13 protein-coding genes are annotated in these 17,558 nt (G+C 74.3%); 5 read left to right on the forward strand and 8 right to left on the reverse strand.

Annotation, left to right across the window (positions count from 1 at the left end):
• Positions 1–46 precede the first annotated feature (46 nt).
• Positions 47–1,081 (forward strand): LacI family DNA-binding transcriptional regulator, encoded by a 1,035-nt coding sequence (locus tag OG875_RS04175; protein WP_330172851.1) that lies wholly within the window; start codon positions 47–49, stop codon positions 1,079–1,081.
• 51 nt (positions 1,082–1,132) lie between these two features.
• On the opposite strand, the gene OG875_RS04180 is transcribed toward OG875_RS04175, so the two are convergent.
• The 5 genes from OG875_RS04180 to OG875_RS04200 form a co-directional block, all read right to left on the reverse strand.
• Complete coding sequence (locus OG875_RS04180; protein ID WP_330172852.1) at positions 1,133–2,971, reverse strand: glycoside hydrolase family 9 protein; 1,839 nt, start codon at positions 2,969–2,971, stop codon at positions 1,133–1,135.
• A 174-nt stretch (positions 2,972–3,145) separates the two neighbouring features.
• Positions 3,146–4,297: an XdhC/CoxI family protein gene (locus OG875_RS04185; RefSeq protein WP_330172853.1), complete on the reverse strand. Its 1,152-nt coding sequence runs from the start codon at positions 4,295–4,297 to the stop codon at positions 3,146–3,148.
• 220 nt (positions 4,298–4,517) lie between these two features.
• On the reverse strand, positions 4,518–7,019 hold the full coding sequence (locus OG875_RS04190) for a xanthine dehydrogenase family protein molybdopterin-binding subunit (protein ID WP_330172854.1): 2,502 nt from the start codon (positions 7,017–7,019) through the stop codon (positions 4,518–4,520).
• Positions 7,016–7,639 (reverse strand): (2Fe-2S)-binding protein, encoded by a 624-nt coding sequence (locus tag OG875_RS04195; RefSeq protein ID WP_330172855.1) that lies wholly within the window; start codon positions 7,637–7,639, stop codon positions 7,016–7,018. The genes OG875_RS04190 and OG875_RS04195 overlap by 4 nt, the downstream gene beginning before the upstream one ends.
• 2 nt (positions 7,640–7,641) lie before the next feature.
• Positions 7,642–8,532: an FAD binding domain-containing protein gene (locus OG875_RS04200; RefSeq protein ID WP_330172856.1), complete on the reverse strand. Its 891-nt coding sequence runs from the start codon at positions 8,530–8,532 to the stop codon at positions 7,642–7,644.
• 314 nt (positions 8,533–8,846) lie between these two features.
• Here OG875_RS04200 and OG875_RS04205 point away from each other — a divergent pair, with 314 nt between their 5' ends.
• Positions 8,847–10,604 carry a PucR family transcriptional regulator ligand-binding domain-containing protein gene (locus OG875_RS04205; protein WP_330172857.1) on the forward strand — a complete coding sequence of 586 codons (1,758 nt, stop codon included), beginning with the start codon at positions 8,847–8,849 and terminating at the stop codon, positions 10,602–10,604.
• Between the two features lie 420 nt (positions 10,605–11,024).
• A complete protein-coding gene (locus OG875_RS04210; RefSeq protein WP_330172858.1) occupies positions 11,025–11,783 on the forward strand; it encodes a hypothetical protein in 759 nt (252 codons plus the stop codon).
• A gap of 366 nt (positions 11,784–12,149) precedes the next feature.
• Here the strand turns inward: OG875_RS04210 and OG875_RS04215 are convergent, their stop codons facing one another.
• Positions 12,150–13,385, reverse strand: coding sequence for an acyltransferase family protein (locus tag OG875_RS04215; RefSeq protein ID WP_330172859.1), 1,236 nt, complete (start codon positions 13,383–13,385; stop codon positions 12,150–12,152).
• A gap of 108 nt (positions 13,386–13,493) precedes the next feature.
• Positions 13,494–14,378, reverse strand: a complete 885-nt coding sequence (locus OG875_RS04220; protein ID WP_330172860.1) for a GntR family transcriptional regulator — start codon at positions 14,376–14,378, stop codon at positions 13,494–13,496.
• 172 nt (positions 14,379–14,550) lie between these two features.
• On the opposite strand from OG875_RS04220, the gene OG875_RS04225 reads away from it, so the two are divergent.
• Together OG875_RS04225 and OG875_RS04230 are read left to right on the forward strand one after the other, a co-directional pair.
• Positions 14,551–15,402: a (2Fe-2S)-binding protein gene (locus tag OG875_RS04225; RefSeq protein ID WP_330172861.1), complete on the forward strand. Its 852-nt coding sequence runs from the start codon at positions 14,551–14,553 to the stop codon at positions 15,400–15,402.
• Between the two features lie 225 nt (positions 15,403–15,627).
• Complete coding sequence (locus OG875_RS04230; protein WP_330172862.1) at positions 15,628–16,692, forward strand: DUF2637 domain-containing protein; 1,065 nt, start codon at positions 15,628–15,630, stop codon at positions 16,690–16,692.
• 230 nt (positions 16,693–16,922) lie between these two features.
• Here the strand turns inward: OG875_RS04230 and OG875_RS04235 are convergent, their stop codons facing one another.
• Positions 16,923–17,342 carry an ATP-binding protein gene (locus OG875_RS04235; protein WP_330172863.1) on the reverse strand — a complete coding sequence of 140 codons (420 nt, stop codon included), beginning with the start codon at positions 17,340–17,342 and terminating at the stop codon, positions 16,923–16,925.
• Between the last annotated feature and the right edge of the window lie 216 nt (positions 17,343–17,558).

The raw sequence follows: 17,558 nt of genomic DNA on the forward strand, positions 1-17,558 counted from the left end.
CTCCGGGTGACGATCGCCCCGGCGGAGCCCCGATGGAGGTCGCGCGATGGAGGCAAGGGGACGGACGGGACGGACGGGCCAGCCCACCCTCGAAGAGGTGGCGGCGCGCGCGGGCGTGGGTCGCGGCACCGTCTCCCGCGTCATCAACAACTCGCCACGGGTACGGGACTCCACCCGGCAGCTCGTCCAGCAGGCCATCGCCGAACTGGGCTACCTGCCCAACCGGGCGGCCCGCGCCCTCGCCGGGAGCCGCACCGACGCGGTGGCGCTGGTGGTCCCGGAGACCGAGAAACGGTTCTTCGCGGAGCCGTACTTCTCGGAGGTGCTCCACGGTGTCGGCACCGAACTCGCGGACACCGAGATGCAGTTGCTGCTCACGCTCGTACGCACCGAGAAGGAACGCGCACGTTTCCTCCAGTACGCCCACGCCGGCCGGGTCGACGGTGTGCTGCTGGTCTCCGTCCACGGCAGCGACTCCCTGCCGGACCAGCTCGCCGCGATGGGCCTGCCCACCGTGCTGAGCGGTCGCCGGTCGGCCGGCGAGCCCGTGTCGTACGTCGACTCCGACAACGTCGGCGGGGCCCGCGCCGCCGTGCGGCATCTCACGGAGACCGGGCGGCGCCGGATCGCCACGATCACCGGGCCGCTGGACATGTACGCGGCACAGTGCCGGCTCACCGGGTACCAGGAGGCCGTGGCGGCGGCCGGCGGCGACCCGGACCCGTCGTGGACGGAGCACGGCGACTTCACCGAGGAGAGCGGGCTGCGCGCGATGACGGAGCTGCTGGCCCGCCATCCCGATCTGGACGCCGTGTTCGCCGCCTCCGACGTGATGGCGGCGGGCGCCCTGCACGCGCTGCGGGCCGCCGGACGGCGGGTGCCGGAGGACGTGGCCGTCGTCGGCTTCGACGACTCCCCCATCGCCCGGCACACCGAACCCCGGCTGACGTCCGTGCGGCAGCCCGTGGAGGAGATGGGACGCGCGATGGCGCGGGTGCTGCTGGAGTCGATCGAGAACCCGGCGGCGCCCGGCCAACACGTCGTACTGCCGACGAAGTTGGTCCGGCGCGCCTCGTCCTGAGCGCCTGCCCCGCCCCGCCCCGTCCCGTCTGTCCCGTCGCGGGTCAGCGGGTCAGCGGGTCGCGAGGTCCGGGGCCGTGGACGTCAGAAATGTCGCGGCCCAGACGAGCGGCGCGTTCCAGTTGACGGTGTTCTCCTTCGAGCCCCAGGCGCTCGGCGCGGTGCCGGGACCGGCGTACGACTTGGCGGCGGGGCGGCCGGGCGGGGTGACCGGGTCGTTGATGTTCACGCTGTTCGGGCCGCCGGAGAGCCAGCCGTGGGGATACGGCGTCGCCGGGTAGCGCCCCCAGGCGAGCCGGTCGTGCAGGTCGGTCTCCCGGTGGGCGCCGTAGCCCGTCACGTACGAGATCCGCATGGCGTTGGTGCCCAGCAGATAGTCCATGGCCCGGTGCATGGCCTTGAGATGGCGGCGGTCGTGCCCGAGGTCGTACGCGGTGCCGAGCAGCAGCATCCGGTTCACGACGGCGGCGTTGGAGCCCCACGGGTAGGGCTCGGCCCCGGAGATCAGCGCCGGGTAGCCCTCGCGGCGCTGGGTGTCGACCAGGGCGTCGGCGGCGGTCCGCAGGTCCGCGCGCATCCGGGCGAGGTCGGCCTCGGGCAGGTCGCCCGGTACGGCGAGGAGGGACAGGGTGCCGGCGGGCGCCGCCCGGCTCCAGTCGACGGGGCCGATCTCGCCGTAGTGCGGGGAGCCGGTCACGGCGGCGCGGTAGCCGGCGGCGGAGCGGTCGGCGCGCTGCCGGGCGGTGAGGTAGAGCTCGGCCGCCGCCGCGTAGCGGTCGTCGCTGTTCCGGGCGTCGGGGTAGTCGCCGCCGCCCTCGGCGTCGGTGCCGTCGTCACTCTCCGGCTGGTCGACGTCCGGCCGCGCCTCGGCGCGCGCCCACGCGTCCCGCGCGGACGCCCACAGCGCGCGGGCCCTCCCGGCGTCGAACCGCTCCAGGACGCGGGCGAGTTGGGCGTTCGTACGGGCCACGGCGTAGGTGGCGTTGGTGGACGGCGGCATCGCGGAGCGGGGCAGGGCGTTCTCGGCGGCGATGTCCGTGACCGGGAAGGGGGACCAGGTGTGGTTGTGCACCTTGTGCGAGGCGAGGCCGGACGCGGGGAGCATGCCGGACATGAAGCGTGAGCCGTAGGCGACCTCGTCGAGGATGTCGGGCACCCCGTTGCCGGCTTCCGGCAGGGGCAGGCTGCCGTCGCCGTACACGTGCTTCCGGCGCTCGTAGAGGTTGAGCAGGGTCCAGGCGGAGACGGCGTGGTTGACGGGGTAGACCCCGAAGTCACCCGCGTCGGCCCAGGAGCCCGCGACGTCCAGCCGCCGCTCACGGCCCGCGCCGCCGTCGCCGCCCGTTTCCTTGCCGCACCAGTTCTTCCAGCAGGGCACGGAGCTGTCGCCGGGGTGCAGGGCGGGGTGCGCGTGGGCGGCGTACTGGAGGTACCGGGCCTCGACCGGGGTGCCCATGCGGTGGAAGTAGAAGTACCGCAGGGCCTCGCGGCCGAGCTGGGGGTGGAGCGGGGCGCGGCTGACGGTGAACGGCACGCTCGTCCCGGTGCCCGCGACCGTGAGCCGGCGGACGCCCTGGCCGGTGGCGTGCGAGAAGTCGGCCTGGTGGACATGGTCGCCGGACGCCTTGTCGGGGCCGACGACGCGGGTGGTGCCGGAGGCGACGGTACGGCCCCGGTCGTCCAGGAGCTGCCAGGTCAGGGGCCGGGTGGCCGCCGTGACGACGGTCGCGATCTTGTCGGCGCCGGCCGCGTAACCGATCTGGTTGACCAGGACAGGACCGGTCCCCGCGGCGGGGGCAGGAGCCGGGTCGTCGGCGGTCCCGGCGACCGTGGCGGGCACCAGGGCGACGGCCAGGGCGAGCGGCAGCGACGCGAGCAGGTTCGTACGCATGGGTCGGGTCCTCCGCGGCACACCCGGGGGCGGGACGGCAGAACCTAACGGACGACTCGGGGACGGGCGGACCGACACCCCGGTACCGCGCCTGCCTTTGCCACCCGCGGACCGGGGCGGGGGTTCCCACCCGCGGACCGGGGCCGGGACCCGGGCCGCCGGGGGCCGTACCTCTCAGGCGACGGAGCCGATCCGCCTCGCGGTCGCCCGGTTCCCGTCGTGGTGGATCGGGGTGTGCGCGCCGGTCAGGGCGGCCCCCGTGCCGCCCCGCCGGTCGGCGACTATCTCGGCGGCGATCGACAGCGCGGTCTCCTCGGGCGTACGGGCGCCGAGGTCCAGACCGATGGGGCTGCGCAGCCGTGCCAGTTCCCGTTCGCCGACACCGGCCGCCCGCAGCCGCGCCTGGCGGTCCAGATGCGTACGGCGGGAGCCCATGGCACCGACATAGGCGACCGGGAGCCGGAGGGCGAGTTCCAGCAGCGGGACGTCGAACTTGGCGTCGTGCGTCAGCACGCACAGGACCGTACGGCCGTCCGTGTCGGTCGACGCCAGATAGCGGTGCGGCCAGTCCACCACGACCTCGTCGGCCTCCGGGAAGCGGGCGCGCGTGGCGAAGACGGGGCGCGCGTCGCAGACCGTGACCCGGTAACCGAGAAAGGAACCCACTCCGACCAGGGCGGACGCGAAATCCACCGCCCCGAAGACGATCATGCGCGGGGCGGGCACGATGGACTCCACGACGAGGGTCAGGGGCCGTTCGCACCGCACGCCGTCGGCGCCGATCGTGACGGTGCCGGTGCGGCCCGCGTCCAGCAGGGCGCGGGCCTCGGCCGCCGCCGTACGGTCCAGTTCCGGACGGCCGCCCAGCGTGCCCTCGTACGCGCCTCCGGGGCGTACCAGCAGCGGGCGGCCCCGCAGCTCCGGGGGGCCGTCGGTGAGCCGGGCGAGGGCCGCCGCCTCGCCCCGGGCGGCGGCGGCCAGCACGGACCGGAAGACCGCCGCGCCGGGCGTGTCCGCGCGGATCGGCGTGACCAGGACATCGATGACTCCGCCGCAGGTCAGACCGGTGGCGAAGGCGTCCTCGTCGCTGTAGCCGAAGGTCTCCAGGACGGTCTCGCCATCCGCCAGGGCCGCCCGGCACAGCTCGTACACCGCGCCCTCCACACAGCCGCCGGAGACCGAGCCGATGGCGGTGCCCTCGCTGTCCACGGCGAGGGCGGCACCCGGCTGCCGGGGGGCGCTGCCGCCGACGGCCACCACCGTGGCCACGGCGAAGTCGCGTCCCTGCCCGACCCACCGGTCCAGTTCCTCGGCGATGTCCAGCATGTCGGCCTCCTCTGGTCTCTCAGTATCGGACGGACGGGGGATCGGGGCCCGTCGGCCCGCGCCGGGCCCTCTCGCGGGGCCACCGGCCGTGACGGTCGGGAACGGCGGGACGGCGACGGCGACGGCGACGGCGACGGCGACGGCGCACGGTCGGGTCGGGTCGGGTCGGGTCGGGTCGGGTCGGGTCGGGTCGGGTCAGACTGGGCCGGGCAGGGCCGGGTCAGGTGCCGGTGAGGTGTTCCGGCCGTACCGGTGTCCGGTTCAGCTCCAGCCCCGTGGCGTCGCGGATCGCCGCCAGCACGGCGGGGGTCGAGGACAGGGTCGGGGCCTCGCCGACGCCGCGCAGCCCGTACGGGGCGTGCGCGTCGGCGAGTTCGAGCACGTCGACGGGGATGGTCGGGGTGTCGAGGATGGTGGGGATCAGATAGTCGGTGAAGGACGGGTTGCGCACCTTCGCGGTCTTCGGGTCCACGACGATCTCCTCCATGACCGCCACGCCCAGGCCCTGGGTGGTGCCGCCCTGGATCTGGCCGACGACCGACAGCGGGTTGAGGGCCTTGCCGACGTCCTGCGCGCAGGCCAGTTCGACCACCTTGACCAGGCCGAGTTCGGTGTCGACCTCGACCACCGCGCGGTGCGCGGCGAACGAGTACTGGACATGGCCGTTGCCCTGCCCCGTATGCCGGTCGAACGCCTGGGTGGGCCGGTGGCGCCACTCCCGTTCGACGTCGACCGACTCGTCCTCCAGCACGTCCACGAGATCGGCCAGGACCTCGCCGCCGTCGGTGACGACCTTGCCGCTCTCCAGCAGCAGTTCGGCGGTGGCCCAGGCGGGGTGGTACGTGCCGAACTTGGCGCGGCCCAGCTCGAAGACCCTCTCGCGGACCAGTTCGCAGGCGTTCTTCACCGCGCCGCCCGTGACATACGTCTGACGGGACGCGGAGGTCGAACCGGCGGACCCCACACGGGTGTCGGCGGGCTGGATCGTCACCTGCGCGACGCCCAGTTCGGTGCGGGCGATCTGCGCGTGGACGGTGACGCCGCCCTGGCCGACCTCCGCCATCGCGGTGTGCACGGTCGCGACCGGCTCGCCGTTGATGACCTCCATCCGCACCCGGGCGGTGGAGTAGTCGTCGAACCCCTCGGAGAATCCGACGTTCTTGATGCCGACCGCGTACCCCACACCCCGTACGACGCCCTCGCCGTGCGTGGTGTTGGAGAGCCCGCCGGGCAGCGCCCGTACGTCGGGGGCCTCGCCCGCCGTGAGCCACTGGCGTTCCGGCGGCATCGGCCGTGCCTTGACACGGCGCAGCAACTCGGCCACCGGGGCGGGTGAGTCGACACGCTGGCCGGTGGGCAGGAGGCTGCCCTGCTCCATGGCGTTGAGACGGCGGAACTCCACCGGGTCCATGTCCAGCGCGGCGGCGAGCTTGTCCATCTGCGCCTCGTAGGCGAAGCACGCCTGTACGGCGCCGAAGCCGCGCATCGCGCCGCAGGGCGGGTTGTTGGTGTAGAGCGCCAGGGCCTCGATGTCGACGTCCTCGACCACGTAGGGGCCGACGGAGAGGGAGGAGGCGTTGCCGACGACGGCCGGGGAGGAGGAGGCGTACGCGCCGCCGTCCAGCACGATCCGGCACTTCAGATGGGTGAGCCTGCCGTCCTTGGTGGCGCCGTGCTCGTACCACAGCTTCGCCGGGTGGCGGTGGACGTGCCCGAAGAAGGACTCGAACCGGTTGTAGACCATCTTGACCGGTTTGCCGGTGCGCAGGGCCAGCAGACAGGCGTGGATCTGCATCGACAGGTCCTCACGGCCGCCGAAGGCGCCGCCGACGCCCGAGAGCGTCATGCGGACCTTCTTCTCGGGCAGTCCGAGGACGGGCGCGATCTGGCCCAGGTCGGAGTGGAGCCACTGGGTGGCGACGTACAGGTCCACCCCGCCGTCCTCGCCCGGCACGGCGAGGCCGGACTCCGGGCCGAGGAACGCCTGGTCCTGCATGCCGAAGACGTAGTCGCCGGTGACGATCACGTCGGCGCGCTTCGCCGCCTCGCCGGCGTCGCCGCGCACGATGGGCTGGCGGTGCACGATGTTGGGGTGCGGGACGTGGTCCGCGTGGTGGTCGTCGCGGTGCTCGTGGACGAGCGGCGCGCCCTCGGCGGTGGCGGACGCCTCGTCGGTGACGACGGGCAGGTCCGCGTAGTCGACGCGGATCTTGGCGGCGGCCCGGCGCGCGGTCTCCGGGTGGTCGGCCGCGACCAGGGCGACGGGCTCGCCGTGGTGGCGGACCTTGCCGTGGGCGAGGACCGGCGTGTCCTGGAACTCCAGCCCGTAGCGGGTCACTTCGGTGGGCAGGTCGTCGTAGGTGAGGACGGCGTGGACACCGGGGGTGGCCAGGGCCTCGGCGATGTCGATCGACCGGATCTCGGCGTGGGCGACGGTGCTGCGCAGGGTGTGTCCCCACAGCATGTCCTCGTGCCACATGTCCGAGGAGTACGCGAACTCACCGGTGACCTTGAGGATGCCGTCGGGGCGCGGGGTGGACTCGCCGATGCCGCCCCGGGCGCGGGACCCGGAGTGCTGGGTGACGTCGGAGGGGGTGCCCGCGGGGACGGTCGACGCGGCGGGCACGGGCGCGGCGCCGCGCTCGGCGGGAAGGGGCGACGCGGCGGGGGCGGGCGGGGGCGCCGGAACGGGGCTGTTCCCGGTGGGGAGCGGTGTCGTCATGGCCGGTCCGTCCCTTCCCCGGATCCCTGGCGGGCGGAGGCGAGGCGGACCGCGTCGAGGATCTTCTCGTAGCCGGTGCAGCGGCACAGGTTGCCGGAGAGTGCCTCGCGGATGTCGGCGTCGGTCGGGGAGGGGGTGCGCTCCAGCATCTCGTCGGCGGCGACCAGCAGCCCGGGGGTGCAGAAGCCGCACTGCACGGCGCCCGCGTCGATGAACGCCTGCTGGACGGGGGAGAGTTCACCGCCCTCTCCGGTCCGGGAGTCGGTTCCCCCGGTGCCGCCGGCCTGCCAGCGCCGGGCCTGCTCCAGGCTCGTACCGGTGGAACAGCCGTCGGAGGCGCAGGCGGCGCCGGGGTGGGCGTCGGCGCGGTGGCGGGCGTAGTCGGCGAGGCCCTCGACGGTGACCACGTCGCGGCCCTCGGCCTGCCCGGCGGCGACCAGGCAGGCGCAGACGGGCACACCGTCCAGGCGGACGGTGCAGGAGCCGCACTCGCCCTGCTCGCAGGCGTTCTTCGAACCGGGCAGGCCCATGCGCTCCCGCAGGACGTACAGCAGGGACTCGCCCTCCCAGACGTCGTCGGCCTCCTGTGGGCGGCCGTTGACCGTGAAGTTGACGCGCATCGTTATGCGGCTCCTTCCAGTGTGGTGCCGGTGGCCCGGTACTGCTCCCAGGCCCAGCCGAGGGTGCGGCGGGCCATGACGCCCACGGCGTGGCGGCGGTACGCGGCGGTGCCGCGCACGTCGTCGATCGGGTTGCAGGCGGCGGAGGCGAGAGCGGCGAACTCCTTGGCGACGGACGGGGTGATGATCCCGCCGTTGTCCCAGAAGCCGCCCTCCTCCAGCGCCGCGTTGAGGAAGTCCTCGGCGACGCGGGCCCGCAGCGGGGTAGGCGCGGCGGAGCCGATGCCGGTCTTCACGGTGCGGGTGTCGGGGTGCAGGGCGATGCCGAACGCGCAGACCGCGATGACCATCGCGTTGCGGGTGCCGACCTTGGAGAACTGCTGCGGGCCCGACGCCTTCTTGATGAGGACGGCCTTGATCAGCTCGTCCGGGGCGAGCGCGTTGCGCTTGACGCCCGTGTAGAACTCCTCGACGGGGATGCGGCGGACCCCGCGCACGGACTCGACCTCCACCTCCGCGCCCGCCGCGAGGAGCGCGGGGTGCGCGTCCCCGGCGGGCGAGGCCGCGCCGAGGTTGCCGCCGACGGAGCCCCGGTTGCGGATCTGCGGCGAGCCGACGGTGTGCGAGGCGAGCGCGAGTCCGGGCAGTTCGGTCCGCAGGTTCTCCATGATCCGGGTGTACGGGACGGAGGCGCCGAGCCGGACGTGGTCCTCGCCGACGGACCACTCGAACAGGTCGCCGACGCGGTTGAGGTCCAGCAGGTACGCGGGCCGCCGGTGGTCGAAGTTGATCTCGACCATGACGTCGGTGCCGCCGGCGAGGGGGACGGCGGTGGGGTGCTCGGCCTTGGCGGCGAGCGCGTCCTCCCAGCCGGCGGGGCGAAGGAAGTCCATGAGCGGCTCTCTTCATTCGTGATCGGGCGTTCACGGGAGCCCGGGGACGGCCGGGAGTGCCGGCCGCCGGTCCGGCGGCTGTCCTCGCGCCGGTGGTCCCACACGGCGCACCGGCCGTTGTCCTACGCGGGAGTGCACCGGGCCCTGTTCGGCGGACAGGACCTAGCTGTTGACGCCGGGGGGCTCAAGTACACCGGTCCTAGCCCGTCCGGGGCAGTCACCGAAACCATGAAGCTGTTCGCCGGGCGCCTTCCGGGTCTTGTAGATTCGAACAAATTCGGTGGACGAGACGAGAACAGATCGGCGGCGACGAGATGCGGCTGCGCGCACTGCTGGAGACCGACGCGCTGGGCCTGCGGCTGCTCGGCGGCGGGGACGAGCTGGACCGTTCCGTTCGGGGTGTGATGACCACCGATCTGCGGGATCCGAGCCGCTATCTGTCGGGCGGCGAGCTGGTGCTGACGGGGCTGGCCTGGCGGCGCGCGCCCGAGGACTCCGAGGCGTTCGTCCGGCTCCTCACCGGCGCCGGGGTGGCGGGGCTGGCGGCCGGCGAGGCCGAGCTGGGCGCGATCCCGGACGATCTGGTCGGGGCGTGCGCGCGGCACCGGCTGCCGCTGTTCGCGGTGAACGAGGCGGTCGCGTTCGCGTCGATCACCGAGTACGTGGTGCGGCGGGTGTCGGGCGAGCGCGCCGGGGACCTGGCCGCTGTCGTGGACCGGCACCACCGGCTGATGACGTCGGGGCCGGGCGGTGGCGGACCGGAGGTCGTGCTGGACCTGCTCGGTACGGATCTGGACCTGCGGGCGTGGGTGCTCTCCCCCACCGGGCGCCGGATCGCGGGCGGTCCGCTGGCCGCCCCGGCGGGCGCGGCGCTGGCGGCCGAGCATCTGGCGGCCACGCGCGCGGGGCGGCGGGCGCCGCACCGGGTGGCGCTGGGCGGGAAGACGTACTCGCTGTTCCCGGTACGCGGCGCCGCCGGGCCTGCCGGTGCGGCGTCCGGGGGCCCGGCCGGGGACGTACGCGCGCGGGTCCTGTCCGACTGGCTGCTGGCCGTGGAGTCGGACGCCGGTGAGTGGGGCACGCCCCGGCTGGATCTGCTCCGGGGCGTCACGGAACTGATCGCCGTCGAACGGGACCGGCGGGAGGCGGCGCGTACGGTACGGCGCCGGCTCGCCCAGGAGATCCTGGGGCTGGTCCGGACGGGCGCCCCGCCCGCCGACATCGCGGCCCGGCTGCGGGTCGCGGCTCCGGTCCTGGTACCGGGCCGGGGGGCGGAGCCGTACTGGCAGCTGGTGGTGGCGCGCGTCGACTGGGCGGACGGGGCGGGGCCGGACGAGACCGGCACGGGCACGGAGAGCGGGACGGGCGGCGGGACGGGCGAGGACGAGGCGGGCGCGGTGGCCCGGTCGGTGCTGGAGGAGATCCTGGCCGACCCGGCGACGGCGGACCCGGAGTCGGGCGACCGGATCGCGGTGGCGCACTCCGGCGGCGAGGCGGTCGCGCTGCTCCCGATGCCGGGGCCGGAGTCCGCCCCCGGACCGGACGGCGACGGCGCGCTCCCCGGGCCGATGAGCGGGGGCCTGCACGCCGAGACGCTGCTGGCGGCGGTACGCGAACCGCTGGCCGCCGGTCTGGCGGACGACGGGCGGCTGACCCTCGGCGTCAGCGCGGCCGTGCGCTCGGCGGAGGGTCTGCGCGGCGCGCTGGAGGAGGCCCGGCACGCCCGCCGGGTGGCCGCCGCCCGGCCGGGCCCGGTGTGCGGCGCCGGGCACCACGAACTGGCCTCGCACGTCCTGCTGTTGCCGTTCGTCCCGGACGACGTACGGCGCGCGTTCACCGCGCGGCTGCTCGACCCGCTGCGCGACTACGACCGCCGCCACCGCGCCGAACTGGTCCCGACCCTGGAGGCGTTCCTGGACTGCGACGGCTCCTGGACCCGCTGCGCGGCCCGGCTGCATCTGCATGTGAACACGCTGCGGTACCGGGTGGGCCGTATCGAGCAGCTGACCGGCCGCGATCTGGCGCGGCTGGAGGACAAGCTGGACTTCTTCCTTGCCCTGCGCATGAGTTGACGGTGCGTCACCCTCCGCGTACCGGTGGCAGGCCGACGCGGCACCGGTCGCGGCCCGCGCGACACCGGGAACGGCACCGGATGACACGGTTGACCGCCGTCACCCGTGGCGGTCGACCGGAGATCCAACCGCTCCGGGCGGACGGGCTCGGCGGCCCGCGCACGACACCCGCCGCGCGTCGGCCGGCGGACACCGCGCGCAGGTCAGCGCGGGTGACGGAGATCACGGACACCCGGTCGGAGAGCGGTCGCGGACCGGCTGACGGGGTGTCGAAAGCGTCGCTGTCGAGACCAAGTTGACCAAGGCATTGTGAATTTTTTCACCTGGGCTACTGGCCCGGCGTGCCGATCCGTGCTGAGATGCGGGAGAACTCAACAGCACAATGGCGCGCTCGGGGAGGGCAATGTGGCGGATACCGCCATGTCTGGTTCCGGATCCATCACCGGGGACGACCCACTCCAGACCGCGGTATGGCGGTTGCGCTCGCGCGGCTGCTGGACCGACGCCGCCGCTCTGCTCGCGCCCCGGCCGGGCGCCGCGGCCTCCCTCCAGCGGGCCTCGCTGCTGGTGGAGCGCTGCATGTTCACCGGTGAGGGATGGGCCGAGGCGGAGGACGCGCTCCGGGTCGCGGAGGCGACCGCCCGGGAGGACGACGAACGCGGCGCCGCCGCCGGTGAGCGCGGTCATCTCGCCTACGCGGCGACGATCCTCGGCGTACGGGACCGGGCCGACGAGGCGCGCGCCGCGCTCGGGCGGGCCGCCGCGCTGCTCGCCCCGACGGCGCCCGGCAGACCGCTGCTGGACTTCCGCCGCGGCCTGATCGCCGAACATCTCTCGGACTCCCCCCAGTCGGCGCTCGCCGCCTACCGGCGCGCCCACGCGGGCGCCACCACGCACGGGCAGCCGCTGCTGCTCTCCTTCACCTGGCGCCATCTGGCCGGACTCGCCCTGCGCGAGGGGGAGTTGGCGGAGGCACGGCACGGCTTCGGCGAATCGCTGCGGATCCGTGAGGAGTTGGGCTATCTGGTCGGTACGGCCCCGGCCCTCGCCGCACTGGCGGACGCCGAGCCTGAGCCGGAGGCGACCCGGCTGCGCGCGGAGGCGGCCCGGCTGTTCCGGCTGCTGGGCGGCGTACCGACCTGGCTGGCGGCACAACTCGCACCGAGCACGGCGGCGTAGGGCCTGTCCGGCGGAGCTTGGGGCCGGCCCCGGGGGCATACGACGCCTGCGGTGGCCCGGCCGAGGGTGCGGTGCGTGCGGCGCCGGGCGGGTCGGGCCCCGGAGCGGGCGCGCAGACGTACGGACGCCGGTCCCGGGGACGGTCCGGACGTACGAGGCGACGCAGCGCACGCGCCTGACCGGCGAGTACGTACGACGTCGTGGACGATGCCCGGCAGTACGCGCCCGGCGTGGGGCCGGGCGGACACGCGCGGCTCGCCTCCCCGCCCGGGGCGGACCCCGCCGCGCCGCGGGCCGCCCCGGGCCGGCGGCATAAGGCTCGTCAGGCAGCGGCCTTCACCGGCTCAGCAACGCGCCGCCCCCTCCTCAGCCCCGGGGCCCGCCCCGCTCCGGACCCGTGATCGACGTGGATGTCGCGGGGCCGGCCGTTCCGGCAGCCGCCCCCGGGCGGGCCGAGTCGAGCGGTGATCCGGGCTTGCGTGCCTGGGGGCCCGCCCGGCGCAGCAGGCGTTCCAGGGGGTGCTCCACCCACTGGTACGCCATCCCCGCCAGGGCCAGGCTGATCACGATCGCCAGCAGCCAGAACCCGGCGGTGGTCGCCAGGGTCTCCGTACGCCCGAAGCGGGCGAGCAGCGCGCGGATGACGATCTCGTGGACCAGGTACCAGGCGAACGACCAGTGCCCCAGCCGTACCGACCAGGTGCCGCCGAGGCCCGTACGGCCGCCCGCCAGGTCGGCCTGCGCCGCCGCGCACACCAGCAGGGCGAAGATCGGCGCGGAGAGCAGTTGCGAGGCGCTGTACGGGCTGTACCAGAGGCTGTCGGGGACGGCCGCGTGCCACGGGATCAGGGCCAGGTGCCAGAGCGCGACCAGGCCGATCGCCGCGGGCAGGGCGACCGGTGGGCGCCAGCCGCGTTTGACGGCGAGCCCGGCGGCGACCCCGACCACGAACTGGAGCATGCGCGTCGGCGGGAAGTAGTCGAGCAGCCAGACACGGGTGGCGCCGGTGTCGATCAGCGCACTGGCGAACCACACCAGGACGAGCGCGACGCACATCGTCACGGCGGTCCAGAAGCGGCCCCGGCCGGAGCGCAGCGCCGGAAGAAGCATCAGGAGCGGGAAGACCAGATAGAACCAGGCTTCGTCGCTGAGCGACCAGGCCGCCGGGTTCGCGCCCTTCTGGATCACCGGATCGGCCACCCACGCGTGCACCATCAGCAGGGTGGCGAGGACGGCCTTCGTGGACACCTCCTTGCCGATGGCGATCCAGACGGCGACCGAGGCCGCCGAGGTCACCACGAGCAGCGGCCAGATGCGGGCGAAGCGCCGCCACAGGAAGACCGTCGCGGGCACCCGCTGGCCGTCGTACGTCCAGGCGAGGACGAAGCCGGACAGGACGAAGAAGAACGTGACGCCGCTGCGCCCGTACCAGGTGGCCTGGCTGAGGCCGGGGATCTCGCCGACCTGCCGCGACAGGTGGTAGAGCACCACGATCAGCGCGGCCCAGAACCGCAGGCCGGTCAGGGAGGGCAGCCGGTCACGGCCGGAGAGCCCGGACCGGTCGGGGGTGGCGGAGGGCTGACGAGGACTGCTGGCGCGCATGACGTCCCGTGGTGTGGATGGCCGTTGGGTGAAGACTGAGTGACGCTACCGGTACCGGCGCGCACGGCCAAAGCGGGGGAGCCGTCCCCGCCGGCGGGCGTGGGGCGGTCAGTCCTCCATGCCCCGGAAGTGCTCCCGCACGCGCGCCCGTACGGTCGGCGGGTCCCCGGCGATCAGGGCCTCCAGCAGGGCGGCGTGCTCGGCGGCGTCCGCGACGAGCGCCGCCCGGACCGCCCTCGGCGCCCCGGCGGGCGGCCACTGCGTGCGGCGGTGCAGTTCGTCGGCGACCATGACCAGCTGGCGGTTGCCGGAGAGGGCGAGGAGCGCGCCGTGGAAGGCGCGGTCGCGGTCGGCGTACACGGCGGGATCGCCGTCGGCCGCCGCCGTGCGGGTCGCCTCGGCGAGCGGGCGCAGTTCGGTCCAGCGCTCGGCGGGGACGGTACGGGACAGGCCGAGTATCACCGGGACCTCGATGAGCGCGCGTACCTCGGCCAGCTCGGCGAGGTCGCGGCCGGTGCGTTCGGCGATCCGGAAGCCCCGGTTGGGCACGACCTCCACGGCGCCTTCGAGGACAAGCCGCTGCATGGCCTCGCGCACGGGGGTGGCGGACACGCCGAAGCGCTCGCCGAGCGCGGGGCCGGAGTAGACCTCGCCGGGCACCAGCTCACCGCTGACGAGTGCGGCACGGAGCGCGTCGAGGATCTGGCCGCGCACGGAGTGACGCCGCACGGTGCGGCGTACGCCGGGCGCGGGCGGGGCGAGCGGCGCGGACCGGTCGGCGCGGGGGTCGGCGGGCGGGGGAACCGACGGCCGGCGGGCGGCGGGGCCGGGGCGGGATGTGTCGTACGTGTGTTCACCGCGGGCCTGCCCGGGGACCCGTGGCGGGCCGCCGGCCTGCGTGGTCGTGGACGGGGACGCGGTCTCGCGGGGCCGCGCGGACTCCCGGGCGTCGCCGGGTACGGCCGCGCCGTCGTGCGCTCCGCCCTGCTCCACGGCGCCTCCTCCCGGGCCGGTCACGGTCCGCCGTCGGTCCGCCGTCGGCCCGGCTCGCACGAGCGGGGCCCCCGGAGCACCATAGGCGGACAGGGACACGGTTCCCACATCATTCGTGTCGGGTAAGGTAAGCCTCACCTTCAAACGATCGCGATTCGGTGGTCCCCCAGGAATGTCTGCGCACGCCCTGCTGCCCGGCCGGAACGCCTCTCCGGTCGCCGATGCCTATCGCCGGCTGACGGAGGCGTTCCCGTCGCTGCGCATCCACGAGCTGACGGACGACGAGCGTCCGGCGGACGGGGACGGCTGGGTCGGAGCGGGGGAACTCGCGGCGGGCGGCGAGGCCGTCGACACGTATCTCACCTGGGACGACGCGCAGGTGCTGCGCGACTACGCGCAGCGGGCCCGCCCCGACGTCGTCGCGTCCTTCGGACTGCACCGCTACGCCTGGCCCGCCTGTCTGCTGATCACCGTGCCCTGGTTCCTGAGCCGCCGGGTGCCCCGGGTGCCGGTGGACAGTGTGGCCTTCCAGCGGGCGCGCGGCCGGATGGCCGTCCGGATCGAGGAGTTCGCCTGTCTGCCGGACGATCCGGCCGCCGCTCTGCCGGGCGCCCGGACCGTCCCGGACGAGGAGGCGCTGCGCGGGGAGGTGCGGGCGGCGGTGGCCGAGCATCTCGGCCCGGTGCTCGCCGGTTTCGGGCCGCGCATGCGGCGCCGCGACCACGCGCTGTGGAGCATGGCGACCGACGAGATCGTCGAGGGCCTCTGGTACGTCGCGCATCTGCTGGGTGAGGAGGAGCGCGCGATGGCCGAGCTGGAACTGCTGCTGCCGGGCACCACGAAGCCGTACGTCGGTACGGCGGGCTTCCGCGAACTGCGGGGCCCCGAGGGCGAGTCGCTGCCGACCAGGGACCGGGCGAGCTGCTGTCTCTTCTACACGCTGCGGCCCGAGGACACCTGTGTGACCTGCCCGCGCACGTGCGACGCCGACCGGGTGCGCCGGCTGCGCGCCAGCCGTAACTGACGCCGCTGCGGCCTTCGTTGAACCATGCCACCCGTCCAGGTGGCTTCGGCCCCCAGAAAAATCGAACACAACTCATTTTTCCCTGGCGGCAGTTCGAGGGGATCACTCCTGTGCGCGTATCCTTGCGCCTCGTTGGCGTGCTCTTGTCCCGAAACCCGCTGTGCGCGTTCGCGGTTCGGCCACTATGACGCCCGAAACACCCCACTGCGATGCAAGGGACACCGCATGCGACTGACCGAATTCCCTCTCAACTGGCTTATTCCGGGCGCCGTGATGCTCGTCGGGATCCTGGCGGCGGTGGCGATCATCACGCGCGGCAAGCGCGCGGGCGGCAAGGCCACGACCGAGGACACCTGGGAGCGCAGCGAGGAACGGCGCAGACGGAAGGAAGCGGTCTACGGGACCGCCTCCTATCTGCTGCTGTTCTGCTGCGCCGCCGTGGCCGCCGCGCTCTCCTTCCACGGACTCGTCGGCTTCGGCCGGCAGAATCTCAATCTCAGCGGCGGCTGGGAGTACCTCGTCCCGTTCGGCCTCGACGGGGCGGCGATGTTCTGCTCCGTGCTGGCCGTGCGTGAGGCCAGCCACGGCGACGCGGCGCTCGGCTCGCGCCTTCTGGTGTGGACGTTCGCCGGGGCCGCGGCCTGGTTCAACTGGGTGCACGCGCCGCGCGGGCTGGACCACGCGGGCGCCCCGCAGTTCTTCGCCGGGATGTCGCTCTCGGCCGCCGTGCTCTTCGACCGGGCGCTGAAGCAGACCCGCCGGGCCGCACTGCGCGAACAGGGCCTGGTTCCCCGGCCGTTGCCGCAGATCCGGATCGTCCGGTGGCTGCGGGCGCCCCGGGAGACCTTCGCCGCCTGGTCGCTCATGCTGCTGGAAGGCGTACGCACGCTGGACGAGGCCGTGGACGAGGTGCGCGACGACCGGCGGCAGAAGCAGGAGAGCAAGCAGCGGCAGCGTGAGCAGGAGAAGCTGGGCCGGGCGAGGATCAAGGCGCTCAACCGGCAGCACCGGGCGTGGGGACGCGGCCGGGGCCGGCAGATCGAGATGGCGGGCGCCGGTGCCTCGCCGGCCGCCGTGGGGCCGGGCTCTCCGGAGCCCGTCATACCGGAGCTCACCTCCGAACGCGGCGCGTCGGACCCGCTGCCCGTACCGTCCCGCCCGTCCCTTCCGGCGGCCAGGAGCGGCGAGGGCCGTACCGTCGACCTGACGGCCGAGGACGACACCATGGCGCTGCACCGGATCGACTCCCTGGAGCGCAAGCTCACCGATCTGGAGAAGCAGTACGGCTGAGTGGGTCGTCGCCCGCCGGCGACGGGGGCGTACGAGACGGCTGAGCGGTGTACCGGGTCCCGGCACACCGCTCAGCCGTTTCCGGTGAAGGTCCCGGGCCGTCACGGCCGGTCCCGGACGGCCGTCCCCGCCGTCCCGCTGCTCGGCCGCTCGGCTCGGGCGGCAGTCCCGCGGCTCGGCCACCCGGCTCAGAGGGCCGTCCCGCTGTTCGGCCGCTCGGCCGATCCGGCTCAGGCCGCCGTCCCGCCGTTCAGTTCGAACCAGACCATCTTGCCCAGCCCCTGCGCCCGGACGCCCCAGGAGTCGGCGAGCCCCTCCACCAGGACCAGCCCCCGCCCATGGGTGCCGTCGTCCTCGGTCGGCTCGTCCGGCGTCGGCGGGGCATCCACGAAGTCCCGCACCTCCACCCGTAGCCGGGAATCGGCGACCGTCGCCTTGACCACCGCCCCGTGCTCGGTGTGCACCAGCGCGTTGGTCACCAGCTCACTGGTCAGGAGCTCCGCCACCTCCGCGGACTCCCGGGCGCGCCAATGGCTCAGCAACTCACGCAGCGCGTGCCGGACTTCGGGCACCGCCGTGAGATCGGCGCTCTCGACTCTGCGGAGCAACTGCTTGCTCAGCAGTCGCGCCTGCTCCCCCGTGCCTCTCATGACTCCTGCCCCCATGCGGTTCGTCGTCGTGCGGGCTTCCTCTCGTGAACGTTCTTCCCGAGATGCATGCCCCACTCACCTCCGGCCACGCCTCGCTGTCCGGGTCCGGGCGGGTACGGCGGCGAGTGCCCGGCGCTCCTCGTGGGAAAGGAGGGTTGCGAGAGCGGCGGCACACCCGGAGCCCGTCGTTCCGGAAGGCCGAGCCAGCGACCCGAG

It is taken from the genome of Streptomyces sp. NBC_01498 (assembly GCF_036327775.1).
GTDB lineage: Bacteria > Actinomycetota > Actinomycetes > Streptomycetales > Streptomycetaceae > Streptomyces.